The following is a 13536-nucleotide window of genomic DNA, read 5'->3' as shown; positions in this document are numbered from 1 at the left end:
CACCATTTAATGAAAATACTACACGCTATCACGTTGTCTGAACTGGGCGGTGCCCAGTCGGTTATGCTTAATTTAATTGAAAAGTCTATCACAGACGGTCATGAGGTTTGGGTAACATCATCGGTTGGAGGGGCCTTGTGGAATGAGTTACCGCCGTCTGTCGTTAAACGCACCATCAGTCAGCTGCAGCATAGAATTAGCATTTGGAAAGATATTCAGGTTATATACGAACTATATAAAATATACAGAAAGTTTAAACCGGATGTGATTCATCTGCATTCGTCCAAAATTGGTCTTCTCGGTAGAATAGCCTTTCCCACCAAAAAGATAATTTACACTGTACATGGTTTTGACTCAATCAGAATCGCACACCGCAAATTTCTGTACCTGGAAAAATTATTACAATACAAGGCCAGACATATTGTCGCTGTAAGCAACTATGATGCAAATAACCTTCAAAACGAGGGAATTCAACATAACCTGAGCTGCATTTACAATGGCATTCCCGATTTCAGCGAAAAGGTTAAAGGAATACCCGAAGAAAACGCTTTTTTGAGAGCAAGATCAGTAATTGAAGAAGGTGAAAAATTCCGGGTTATATGTATTGCAAGACTTGCTGCTCCGAAAAGATTTGATATCTTTTGTAAAGCCGCCGAAATATTAGTGAACGATAATATCAGCTTTTATTGGGTTGGAAATAAAAAACCGGTAACTGATGTTCCTACAAATGTCAAGTGCTTAGGAGAAATACCCAATGCGCATCAGCTGTTGCCTTATACTCAAATTTTCATGCTACCATCCGATTATGAAGGTATGCCTATGTCAATTCTCGAGTCTCTATCTTATGGAGTTCCGGTAGTCGCATCCGCTGTTGGGGGCATTGGTGAGGTGTTGGATAGTAAAAATGGCTTTGCAGTTCAAAATTCAGGAGAGGAGTTTGCTCATCACATCCGTCTATATAAAAATGATCAGGCACTTTGCAGGCGGGCTAAGAGAGAAGCGATAGACTCCTACAGATCAAAGTTCACTGTCTCAAAAATGTATCAGGAATATTTTACTCTTTACACTTCTGTTAGTCTAGGTCAGTAATCAGATAAAGTACGTGTAAACATTGGGTTAAGTTTCATAATTAAAAAGTTTATAGCTAATTTGCGCTGTTTTCACACACATATATAGTATTAATTTTATAGCACACTTATGAGCCAGACTTTAGTTTCTGATCGCAAATATGTACACCGGCTACTCAGCAAGAATGCAACGACTGATGAGGTGTTAATTATCACCAGTTATGATTATTTTCTTCAGAAATACGATTTTAAGGTTCTTAAGTCCATCTACAAAGAGATAATCCTTATTCCGCACTCAACCGATGATGAATATTTACTGAATCACACAGTAAGTCCGCTATTGGAGAAATATGAGAAAATTCACCTGATCACGAATCCGCAGTATGATAGCCGCTATAGAGTGATATATGAGTTGGTGATCAGAAAAAATAAATCCATCAAAATCAGTACAGTATTTGACTTTTGCGAAAAACAACTTGGAAAAGTCTACATTCCTGAAAACATCAACGACGTCAATCCGAACCTTTTGGAAATGTCTTCATTCAGAAAGCGCGTCAGATATCCGAAAAAAATCGTGGATGTTACTGCGTCAGTCATTCTGTTTTTGGCAAGTTTCCCGTTATGGATTTTAAGCTTCTTCAAAATCAAAATGGAATCTCCTGGTCCGGTGTTTTTTCGACAGGAACGCGTTGGGTTGGATAACAAGCTTTTCTACTGTGTCAAATTTCGCTCAATGCGGCTGGATGCGGAAGCTAACGGAGCTACGTTTTCCAAAAAAAATGATTCTCGCGTATTTGCTTATGGAGGGTTTATGCGCCTGACCCGTATTGATGAACTTCCTCAAATCATCAATATCTTCAATCGCGACATATCCCTGATTGGACCAAGGCCTGAGAGACCTGTATTTACCGAAACTTTTGACGAACTTATTCCTTACTACAACGTACGCCATAACATCAAACCTGGTATTACCGGATATGCGCAGGTAATGTACTCTTATGGAGCAGGCGTATATGATGCACGTCACAAGCTGATGTATGACCTATATTACATCAAAAACTGGACCTTATTGCTGGAGCTTAAAATAATATTTCTGACCATACTAGTCATATTAGGAAGAAAGGGTCGTTAAGATGTTACTGCAAGCAACTAAGGATCATTTCCATTCATAATGAGAGGTATTTTTACGCTATTATTTTTTTCATTTGCGATTGTTATAAATGTATCTGCTCAGGATTCTACATTTTACTATTCTGCAAATATTCAGGGTGCTCTATCCGGCACGAATACCCCATATTGGCTACAAGCTAACCAATATGGAGCGATACCGACCGAAGGCTCATTTCTAAATGCCCAAATCGGTGTATATAAAAAGTATAACCGAAATAATCCACGTTTTTTTCAATGGTCTGCGGGAGTTGAAGGAGTAGCCACGCTGGGAAATACACGAGATATATTTTTCACGGACTTGTACCTTGCTGGTAAAGCAGGTCCCGTTGAGCTTTCAATAGGGCAACAAAAGGATGTAGTTGGTTTAGGAGACACCTTGTTAACATCCGGTTTTTTTGCTTTATCAAATAATGCCCGCCCTTACCCAAAAATCAGAATATCTACCCCCAACTTTGTCAATATAATTCCGGGCAACGATCTGCTAGCCTTTAGTTTTTCTTATTCAGATGGCATACTTGGTTCTGCACGGATCACCTATGGTAATACAAACCGAGTTCCTCAGATCTACATGCATCATAAAGCTATTTATTTGCGAGTTGGTGGTCCGTCTCATAAAATCAGCCTTTTTGCAGGTTTCAATCATCAAGCGATGTGGGGAGGGGAAGAGAAGATATTCTCAGGGGGACTTAAAAGGAATGTTGCTTACGAATACGTCGTATTTGGCAAGCCTTGGGCAGCAAGTAGAGTTGGGAATCATTTTGGAACTATAGACCTGGCTGCTCAACTGAATGGTCACAAGTGGAATCTCTATATTTACAGACAAAGCATCTATGAAGATGGCTCTCTTTCCAACTTATCCAGCATAGCTGACGGATTAAATGGAATAAGATTAAAAAGGGTCAAGAGCAGGGAATTACAACCAGGTATCAGGTTAAACACGCTGTTACTGGAGTATATATACACCAAAAGCCAGGGAGGTAATGTATTTGACTTTTCGACAGGAGTTTTTGGAAACGACGACTATTATAATCACTATGTATATGCCCAGGGCTGGTCATATCGAGGCCGGTCTCTCGGCAATCCTTTGATTGGTCCTCAGGTAATGAACAGAGAAGGTGTACCCACTAATTATCGGGATTATACAGTCAATAACCGCATATCTGGTATTCACATCGGCTCGGAATTGTCCTGGGATGAAACGACTATTCTTGTAAAGGGAACATTCACAAAAAATTTCGGGACGTACCGCAGAGAATTTCAGCCCTCTCTGAGTCAATCTTCTTTTATTGTTAAAGCCGAAAGACCATTTCCAATTTGGAACAGAAGTCTTTTCAGTATAAGTTTGGCAGCTGACTTTGGAAAGTTATATACGTCCAATTCAGCCATCATGATTGGTTGGCGAAAAAACGGCTTCCTGGGGAAATAATTCCGGCAAACCATTTCTTATTTTAAGCCCAAACGACGTACTTTTTTAAAGATGCGCATACGCTTTTTTTTATTACTAACGTTTCTTTCAATCCGGGCTTACGCGCAGGACAGTACATTTCAGTACAGCGGTAGGTTACTTGTCTCCGGGTCAAGCGCACAAACACCATTTTGGGTATCGGCCCGTCAGCAAGGCGCAGTTCCGGCGTCAGGTACATTTACTTTGGGGCAGTTTGCACTAACAAAATTATATCATCCTCATGATCCAAGAGTGTTTAAATGGTCGGCTCGGGCAGAGTTGACAGCGAGTTATGCAAAAAAAGCCGATTTCTTCTTCACAGATCTTTATCTCGCTGGAAAACTAGGCGCGGTAGAATTGTTAGCCGGTCAACAAAGATCATTTACGGGTCTTGTTATGGACAGTACGCTTACATCGGGTTCTCTTGCCATGTCAGACAATGCCAGGCCTTTTCCTAAAATTCAGATATCAATACCTGAATTTTATCCTCTGGCATTTACAAATAACTATGTCTCTGTAAAAGCATCTTACTCAGATGGTCTTCTTCAAGGCAGTAACATTACCTATGGTGCCACACGCTTCGTAGAAAGGACTTATTTCCATCAAAAGACGTTTTATTTGAAATTCGGCGGAAATTCAAATCGTTTCCAGGTCTATACCGGATTCAACCATCAGGCAGTCTGGGGCGGGGAAAAAGAGCTGGCCCCCCTTTACAAACTTAGCAAGAAGGATGCCTACTGGCATACTGTTACAGCTAAAAAGCTAGATCATAAAATCATAGGAAATCACTTTGGCACGGTTGATATAGCATTTGCCTGGCTCCAGCCTCAGTGGACTTACTCAGTTTACCGCCAGAACATATTTGAAAGCGGCTCACTATACAAAATCATCAATTATAGAGACGGACTCAATGGTGTATCAGTAAAGAGAAACAAGACTCCGCAGGCTGACGCGACTTATTTCTCTTTAAACTCTGCGATGGTAGAAGTGATTGGAACAAAGAGCCAGCGTAATAATAACCCCGCTATGGGTTTGGGGATTTTTGAATATGGAAATTACTTCAATCACTATATCTACCAGAACGGATGGTCGTACCGTGGAAATAACTTCGGCACGCCGTTAGCTCCGGCGAAAGGCAACACCATCGAGAGTTTGCCAAGATCAGAAAGCGAATTCACCAATAATAATAGATTCTGGGCTTTCCACACGGGTTTGACTGCGTCCTGGCTTTCAATGAATTTCATTTTCAGAGGCACTCATTCGTTGAATTATGGAACCTACATTTCCGATTTTGTAAAAGTCAAACATCAAACCTCCGTTTTTCTTTCAGCCGAAAAGAGAATAGATTTTCTAAAAGGGAGCACTTTGACTGCGGGTCTTTCTGCTGACACAGGGGCCGTTCTGCCGAAATCTTATGGTTTACTTATCGGGCTTAGGAAGAGTGGATTTCTAAACTGAAAAATTTTTGCTGCCTCAACAATAAAAATCAAGAGAGAACGTGTAGTTCTTATTATTTTTACTATTTATTTTAGATTAACACACACATCAATTAGATAGAACTAAAGTCGCTTATGCATAAATCCTTCCGGAAGATATTCTTTCTTTGCTTACTCATAAATCCACTAACAGGGTTTTCTCAATTCGAAATTATTCAAACACATTCCAAAGTTGATTCCAGTTATGGCTATGTTGAGGCAATCGGATATGGAAGCTCTCAGGAGAGATTACCGTTCTGGATTCACGCGAATCAATTTGGCGTGATCCCGAAAACAGCACCCTCAGGAACTGCAAGAATCGGACTTCAAAAATTTTGGGACCTATCAAAAACTACCGAAAAAGGAGCTGACTGGAAATTTGGGGCCGCCATTGAAACGGTTGGTAACACGGGAAATCCTGCAAAAGTATTACTTCCTCAGATACACGCTACTCTTAAATATAAAAATTGGGAATTATTTGTAGGAAGAAAGAAGCAATGGTTAGGTCTTGCAGATTCCACTCTTGGCTCAGGATCATATGCCTGGTCGGGTAATGCAATGCCCATACCCAAAATTCAAATTGGGACGACAAAATTTGTAAATGTCCCTTTGACTCAGGGGTGGGTAGCATTCAACGGATTTTATTCAGACGGTTTGTTTGAAAAAAACAGACCCGTTACCAGTGACATGAGATTCCATCATAAAGCATTGTACATAAGGTTGGGAAAAGAGACTTCCAGACTGAAGCTGTATGGTGGAGCCAACCATCAGGTACAATGGGGAGGCAAGTCTCCATACCACACAGCACAAAGTAATGATCTGCCCAAAGGTTTTAAAAACTATTTAAGTGTTATCACGGGAGCTATAGGTGGGGAAGGAGAAAGTATTACACACTTTGACAGCACGAGCCGGATAGGGAATCATCTTGGGTCTATCGATTTGGCTGTTGAAATAGAGACGTATGGCACAAGCTGGTTCATTTACAGACAATTCATCTATGAAGATGGGTCTCTGTTTTATCTTCAGGCATTAAAAGATGGTTTGAATGGAATTCGTGTACGAAGAAAAAACTCATATGGCGCAGGATTTGAAATTACTGAGGGTGTATTAGAATTTTTGTATACGAAAGATCAAGGTGGAAACGAATTTGTGATTGGTGATGGTAAAAGGAGGGGGATAGATAACTATTTTAACAATCAACAGGTGCGTGATGGGTGGTCCTATTACAAAAGAACCATCGGAACGCCTTTTATTCCTCCCACGTCGGATACAGAGTGGAAGTATCCCGCTTATGCTGATAACCACACCAGTAACAATCGAGTTCTTGTAGTACATTTGGGATTGAAAGGTACCATCGCGCAACAAATAGAATGGTATACAAAATTATCATATTCCAATAATTCGGGAGCTTATCTCGTGCCAATTTACCCGGCAGCAAAACAATTCTCCGGACTCATCGCCTTACAATCTCACATAGATTTCTTAGGAGGTTCAACCATCAAAGGCTCGTTTGCTGCTGATATGGGTGATCTTTATCCTAAAACCTATGGTTTCTCCCTTGGTCTGAGAAAAGATTTTACGTTCTGAATATTACAGATTGGCTTTGATCTGCTCTGCCAGATCGGTCAGTTCTCCCTTACTAATTTTAATCTTCTTGCTAAAATCAGCATCTGACATGCTATTTAACGGCAATAAGTGAATATGTGCATGCGGTACCTCTAAACCAATCACACTTACCCCTATTCGCAAGCAAGGGACTGTCTTTTCAAGGGCAGGAACAATACTTCTTGCAAAAAGCATCAACCGGGTATACAAGCCTTCTTCAAGATCAAACAAATAATCCACTTCTTTTTTCGGGATAACCAGTACATGTCCTTTTACAATCGGGAAAGCATCGAGAAAAGCCAGAAACTCCTCAGTCTCTGCGATTTTAAAACTCGGTATTTCTCCGCTGACAATTTTCGAGAATATAGACGCCATTACTATCTATTTTTTTGATACTTATAAAATATTACTGTGGGCTTACAGAACCCTACTTTTATCGAAAATAAGTGTTTTGATTAATAAAAGTACTTAATATTGTGTTCCAAACTTTTAACAATAAAGATATGAATTTTAAAAAATGGCAGACTTTAAGCAAAGCTGCCCTCGTTGCCTTACTTGCATTATCAATTGGTAACACCGAAGTACAAGCTCAAAAAAAAGGAAAATGGGTAACGTTGTTCGACGGCAAGAGCTTCAACGGATGGCACAGCTGGCAGTCTGATAAGGTTTTACCTCAGTGGAAGATTGAGGATGGCGCAATGGTTCTTGCGGAAAAAGGCGGTAAAGACCTCGTTACGGATAAAGAATACGGAGACTTTGAACTGGAACTGGAATGGAAGATTTCAGAAAAAGGAAATAGTGGCATCATTTATCATGTAATCGAAGATAAAAAATACTGCTGCCCCTACTCTACTGGCCCTGAAATTCAGGTATTGGACGACGAAAAACATCCAGATGCGAAAGCCGGCAAAGCGGGAAATCACAAATCCGGATCTTTATATGACATTCTGCCACCAACCGACTTCGCGGTGGTTAAGCCTGCCGGACAGTGGAATAAAGCCAAAATCGTGATCAAAGCAGGGAAAGGCGAAAGCTGGTTAAATGGCAAAAAAGTGGTAGATTTCCCTACACAAGGAGCTGAATGGGACGCATTAGTAGCCAACAGCAAGTTCAAAACCTGGGAGGGTTTTGGCTCTTTCCAGAAAGGCAAAATCGCATTGCAGGATCATGGCGATAAAGTATCTTACCGCAACATCAGAATTAAAGAACTTTAAGACTTTCTAAATTAAGAGTCTTATTCCAATATTCACGACTATAAACGCGGCTAAAAGGCCAGTTTTTTTGTCTGAGAAGAAGAGGCAGATAAGCGTGCGGTTCTTTTGACGAATCAGAGCGATGGTACAAATCATCGTCCGTCAGGATCAAACCCTTATAGGTCTCTTCTTTTTTTACGGTTATATCTCCAAATGGCAATTCTTTACTAAAATCATTGCTGCTGTTGAGCAGTCGATTCTTCAAAAGCCAGTTTGTCCTGAATCCCTCAGTAGAAATCGGGCTGGGCTTAAATTTCCCTTCCGATACGTCCCAAGCGTATTCCAGATAAGCGCGTAAAAGTTTAGGTCCCTCGTTGGCTGCACCTTCTGTATTTAACTGGGAGGGCCATAAACTGGTTACAAAGTGAACCCTTTCACGAGCACGGGTAACTGCAACATTAAGCCTGTTTTCACCTCCCTGCATGTTAAACGAGCCAAAATTCATACTTACCTTACCTTTTTCGTCCGGAGCATAGCCCATTGAAAAAATAATAATGTCCCGCTCGTCTCCCTGAACGTTCTCAATATTTTTGACAAACAAGTCTTTCACCAGCAGCCCGGCTTTCTCTATTCCTTCCTGAATAGCCTGTTGCTGAAAAAAATTAAAGGTTACAACACCAACGCTTTTATCTCCTCCCTGTAATCCACGCAGCAAATCAACCACCCGTTCCGCCTCGATCACATTAGCGTTATTTTTCCATAGTCCTTCTACCTTTTCATAAACGATACCCGGTTCCCGTTTATTAAGACGATTAAAATCCGGAAGAAGGCGTAAGGTATTTTTGTAAAAATGCCTGTTGGAAAAATCGATTAGATCCAGTGATAGACTGCGGTAATGGCCGGATAACTGATGTTGCTCCAATGACTGCGCAGCAAGATCCAGCAGCGATTCAATCTCCAGAGCAGGCGCATATTCCTCCTCCTCCGCCTTCTCCTCATACCTTACTTTATACAGATCACTTGGAGCAAGTTGTTTGCTGTCACCAGCCACAACCACCTGTTTTCCTCTGTAAGCAGCGGGCAGTCCATATTCGGCATAACACTGAGAAGCTTCATCAAAAATAACAAGGTCAAAAAGACCGTTTTCCATTGGGAAAATAGCAGACACCGCTTCGGGAGAGGCCATCCAGCATGGCACAAGTGAAAACACATCTTCCTTATGATTATCAATCAATTTGCGGATCGACCACACCTTACGCTTTTTTGTAACCTGGTGATTCAATTCCCGATAAGTCACCCGGTTCCCCAACCTGTTCTTTTCCACTCCCTGGTAAATATTCTCCCTCAACTTGATACCCGCTATCTGGCTGCTGAGAGTTTGCTTTGATCCAATACTCTCCTGAATTTGTCCCTCCCATTCCTTCATTTTTAAGGATGTCACAGCACGCAGTTCCGGATATTTGCTCTCAATGTGTCCGAGCCACGACAGGCGAATGCTATTTTCGAAAAGTTCATTTACTTCTTCTTCGCCCACCACATCTCTCTTGTCACAATCTTCAATTATCGCTTTGGTAATATCTTTTTCAACAGCACTCATTTCCAACCACAGCTTATCCATATCCACCATGGAATCAAAATCCGAACTCAGCGCGTCAAGCAAAGCACTGCTGTATTCCTGAGGATCGGCAAATAATTTAGTAATTTGTTCTTTTGCAAGAAATGGACTCATTGCCACGTCCATACGATCCCAGGTACGCAGCCATTTTATCAGGTCATTAACTTTTGTAATAAATGCCTCTACTGTGTTGCAGGTTTCTACAATGTCGAAGATAACACTGTACCATTCACCGTGCCGGGCCCTTCCGGCTGCATCTGCCGCTGCCTCCGCAGTATGAAAGAAATTCATAAAATCACGTTCTTCTTTCCCACCGCCAGAAACATACTTATCATCGAATAAAAGATCCTTATTTTTAAGCCAGTCTTCCAGTTCGATCCGGTTTCGAACTTTCAATTCAAGTTTCAAAAGATCATCAATTGCAGTAGTAAGACCATTTTCGGCTGCGACCTTCCCGATTAATTGCTTCTCAGAACCGAAGATATCCCACCATACACCTTTTACCGTTGACTTTTTCGTATCAATAACCTTAGCAAGCTGCGCCCGGAAATTTGCCAGCTCTTCATCCGGCAGAGACAGCTCAATACCATCTTCTTCAATGAAACCTTCAAATGAATCGGTTATCTGACGAATAAAAGACAGCCGCGCGTGAGGGTTTGAATCGGCAAGGAGATAAGCCTTAAAAAGAGCAAAGTGTGACTCATTTTGAATTTGTTCTCTAATATCTTCCAGTCGTTCGAGCGTTTCCGCCCTATTGTTCAAAAATTCATGCACAAAGGACCTGGTAGTAACTGTACGAAAGGATTCTAATTGCAGTTGGAATGCTTTTGGCCAGTCTGAAAGCATTTTTTCCATAGATCGAAGGTCTGCAATATCAAAAGTGGCAAAACTCTTCCTAGTCTTCCAGATGTGATCTGCTCCCAGATACAACCTGTATTTGCTATACGTTCTGAATCTCCTTTGATAGTCTCCTGATCCGTCCAGTCTGAAAAACTTATATTTCTGATCCAAATCAATATATGGCGCAGCAGGATCACTGGTGAGATACAATTCCTTTGCAGATACGCCGCACTCCTGCTCGTCAAACAGCGCAGATCGAAAAGCGTTGAGGTCTTGTACGGTTTTGTCAATCAAACGACTCTCTTTCGTAAATTGCCTTTCAATAAAAACAGCGTCCAGACTGTAATTTTGTTGCCTATAAGCTTCAACCTGATCTATTTGCAAAGCGAGTTGCTTGTATAATTCAGGCCTGTCGTTTTTAAAATCGTGGATTAATGCAGTGAAAGGAGCCATCCCGATCGTTTTCAAACGCTGATGAACAACATCCAATGCGGCGCGTTTCTGGCAAACCAAAAGAACGCGTTTTCCTCTTGCGGAAAAATCAGCCATCAAATTGCAGATCAGCTGTGATTTTCCGCTGCCCGGAGGTCCCTGAACTACCAGTGATCGCCCCGATTTGGCAGCCAGGATAATTTTTTCCTGTGAAGCGTCGAGTGCAAAAGGAGTTAATAAATCTTCCTCCTTGATTTTAGCACTCATCTTCCGTCCCTCCTCGAATGTATTAGATCCAATGTCACCCGACTTGGTGGATACTGAGCTTAAAAGTGGGATATCTATATCTTCTTTTTTATCCAGAAGCTGATTGTAATCCGGAACCAAATAGGATCCCGATTGAGGAAAAATTCCTAAAACAGCTTCGGGGAACAATTTAAGCTCACCATTACGCTCTTCAATCTGGAGCTGGCTACCCTTTTTTGCTTCAAAAGGTTTAAGTTTTTGATCAAATAAATCCTGATTAAAATTAATCCTGAGCGGTGTTTCTTTTAACCACTCATAAAGCTGGGTCCGAAACGCTAAGAAATCCCCGGAAAACTCTTCAAAAGATTTTTCCAGTACATCATCCGAGATTGTCGTTTCGTTAAAAAATCCATATGCAAGGGCAAAACTTCGGTTTAGACTAACGCCGACGTCATCTCTTTCAAATAAACACCATTGTTCCCTATCAATTTTTAGAGTGACCGGAAAGAAAAGCAATGGTGCATGAATTGGCGTTCCGTCTGCAAGTTTGCCCTGTATAAAAGGATAGCCAAGATAAAGGTCCCGTGAACCGCGTTCCTCCTGGATGAAGGACTCGGTTCTGGCGATTTTTCGTAGTTTTTTGCTAACCTCGTTAGAGCGCTCAAGACGCGGATCCTGGACATCGCAAAGCGGTATCCTCGCTTTCTTTTGAATTGCCTGTACAACAATGTCAATACAAGGCTTACCTAAAAGGAAATCCATTTCGAAAATATCGATAAACTGCTCCGAAGGTAATCCCGGAAGCAGCAACGATTTATTCCGTGTACTAAGATTGGTAAGCCGTTTTAAGTAAGCTTTAAGAATTCGGTTCATAAATACTCAAACGAGCACTGGTACCTAACTATTGGCTAGCGATTGCTCACTCTCCTTTTTCTCCGGAAAAATCACTGATGCCAGAATACTCACTGCAATAATTCCAAGAATGATGTATAGCGAATATACCGTTTTGAAGCCCAGCTCTTCCAGGTAGTCATGGGCAAGCATTTTACCTCCGATAAACACCAACAGAACGCCCAGTCCATATTTGAGAAACCTGAAGAGCCCCATGATATTACTCAGGAAAAAGAACATAGAGCGAAGCCCCATGATGGCAAAAATATTGGAAAAGAAAACGATATAAGGATCCTTGGTTACCGAGAATACAGCAGGAACCGAATCCACAGCAAAAATAAGATCCGTGAATTCCACAATAAGAACCACCACAAAAAGCGGGGTAATCATCCATTTTCCATGTTTTAGTACAAAGAAGTGCTCACGTACATATCTTGGAAAAACAGGGAAATATTTGGAAGTAAATTTCACTACAGGATGCTTTGCAGGATCAATTTTTTCATCTCCTCCCCCTTCAAAAAATATCTTCCCGCCCTGATAAACCAGCAATAAACCAAACAGATAAATGATCCACTCAAACCGCTGCATTAATGCTGAACCCAGGAAAATGAATAGGAAGCGCATGAGAATAGCCCCCAAAACACCCCAGAATAAGACCTTTTTATAATATTTAGGACGAACGCTGAATGAAGAGAAAATCAGAATGATCACAAAGATATTATCCACAGATAGCGCATATTCGAGAAGATAACCCGTGATAAATTCCAGAGACATGTTCTTTCTGTATATCTCCAGACTTTCTTCAAAATTTCCCGGTATCAACTGTATATGAGAAGCATATTTATCTCTGATCATTTCCAGCTGCGCATAATTTTCAACACCGTGGATCAAATCTCCGTGCGTGTTGATAATCAGATAGAAAACGAGGGCAAGTGCAATCCACGCAACAGTCCAGGCGGCGGCTTCACCAAACTTGACAACATGATCTTTTTTATTGAAAACACCAAGATCCAATAACAGCATTACACTAATTGCGAGAATAAACCCTCCGAAAAACAATACCTCGTTGGAAAACATGAAAAATATTTAATTAAATTAACACCATCTGATCTATGTATCAGGCTAATAAGAGCCATATCAACCCCCATTTTCACCTGTTTCGCAAAGGTAGTGAAAATATGAAGCCATTACCGGAATTGGGACGGACGGCAATAAGTATAATTATTCGGTCAGCGAGCCCACTTATTGACATACCCTGGGATGGGAAATGGCTTTCTGCTCCATGTTACGAACTCAATCTGGAACAACATGTCAGGATGCTAAAAAATAAACATAGCTTACTGCAATGATTTACAATTTGTTAATAAATAGTTAAGTAATTTTTGAAAAATATTTTCCAAAAAAGCTTGCGTCCAATATCTCTTGTCCCTACATTTGCACCACGTTAATCAGAAACGGTTATGCGAAAGTAGCTCAGCTGGTAGAGCGCGACCTTGCCAAGGTCGAGGTCGCGGGTTCGAACCCCGTCTTTCGCTCAGAGATAAAGCACCGGCAACGG

General features: G+C 41.2%; 9 protein-coding genes and 1 tRNA gene. 7 read left to right on the top strand and 3 right to left on the bottom strand.

Annotated elements, in window-relative coordinates:
* Positions 1 to 9: 9 nt before the first annotated feature.
* The 5 genes from LZG71_RS12820 to LZG71_RS12800 all read left to right on the top strand — a co-directional run bounded on the left by LZG71_RS12820 (position 10) and on the right by LZG71_RS12800 (position 6743).
* Positions 10 to 1089 (top strand): glycosyltransferase, encoded by a 1080-nt coding sequence (locus LZG71_RS12820; RefSeq protein ID WP_233820967.1) that lies wholly within the window; start codon positions 10 to 12, stop codon positions 1087 to 1089.
* A gap of 108 nt (positions 1090 to 1197) precedes the next feature.
* A complete protein-coding gene (locus tag LZG71_RS12815; RefSeq protein ID WP_233820965.1) occupies positions 1198 to 2199 on the top strand; it encodes a sugar transferase in 1002 nt (333 codons plus the stop codon).
* A 39-nt stretch (positions 2200 to 2238) separates the two neighbouring features.
* Entirely contained in the window at positions 2239 to 3663 is a 1425-nt protein-coding gene (locus LZG71_RS12810) for a capsule assembly Wzi family protein (protein ID WP_233820963.1), read from the top strand.
* A gap of 51 nt (positions 3664 to 3714) precedes the next feature.
* The gene (locus LZG71_RS12805) at positions 3715 to 5139 is read left to right on the top strand and encodes a capsule assembly Wzi family protein (protein WP_233820961.1); all 1425 of its coding nucleotides are present in this window, start codon (positions 3715 to 3717) and stop codon (positions 5137 to 5139) included.
* Positions 5140 to 5252: 113 nt separating this feature from the next.
* The gene (locus tag LZG71_RS12800; protein WP_233820959.1) at positions 5253 to 6743 is read left to right on the top strand and encodes a capsule assembly Wzi family protein; all 1491 of its coding nucleotides are present in this window, start codon (positions 5253 to 5255) and stop codon (positions 6741 to 6743) included.
* A 3-nt stretch (positions 6744 to 6746) separates the two neighbouring features.
* On the opposite strand, the gene LZG71_RS12795 is transcribed toward LZG71_RS12800, so the two are convergent.
* Positions 6747 to 7136, bottom strand: coding sequence for an HIT family protein (locus tag LZG71_RS12795; protein ID WP_233820958.1), 390 nt, complete (start codon positions 7134 to 7136; stop codon positions 6747 to 6749).
* Between the two features lie 128 nt (positions 7137 to 7264).
* Between LZG71_RS12795 and LZG71_RS12790 the strand changes: the two genes are divergently transcribed.
* The gene (locus tag LZG71_RS12790) at positions 7265 to 7975 is read left to right on the top strand and encodes a DUF1080 domain-containing protein (protein WP_233820957.1); all 711 of its coding nucleotides are present in this window, start codon (positions 7265 to 7267) and stop codon (positions 7973 to 7975) included.
* Here LZG71_RS12790 and LZG71_RS12785 read toward each other — a convergent pair.
* Both LZG71_RS12785 and LZG71_RS12780 read right to left on the bottom strand, forming a co-directional pair.
* Positions 7962 to 11960, bottom strand: coding sequence for an AAA domain-containing protein (locus LZG71_RS12785; protein ID WP_233820956.1), 3999 nt, complete (start codon positions 11958 to 11960; stop codon positions 7962 to 7964). The genes LZG71_RS12790 and LZG71_RS12785 overlap by 14 nt on opposite strands.
* A gap of 24 nt (positions 11961 to 11984) precedes the next feature.
* Complete coding sequence (locus tag LZG71_RS12780) at positions 11985 to 13055, bottom strand: TerC/Alx family metal homeostasis membrane protein (RefSeq protein ID WP_233820955.1); 1071 nt, start codon at positions 13053 to 13055, stop codon at positions 11985 to 11987.
* A 385-nt stretch (positions 13056 to 13440) separates the two neighbouring features.
* Here LZG71_RS12780 and LZG71_RS12775 point away from each other — a divergent pair.
* A tRNA-Gly gene (locus LZG71_RS12775) sits at positions 13441 to 13513 on the top strand.
* Positions 13514 to 13536: the final 23 nt, after the last annotated feature.

Origin of the sequence: Dyadobacter sp. CY312 (assembly GCF_021390535.1) — a bacterium.
GTDB lineage: Bacteria > Bacteroidota > Bacteroidia > Cytophagales > Spirosomataceae > Dyadobacter.
The sequence above is the reverse complement of the archived record's forward strand: the minus strand, read 5'-3'. Positions and strand labels throughout refer to the sequence as shown.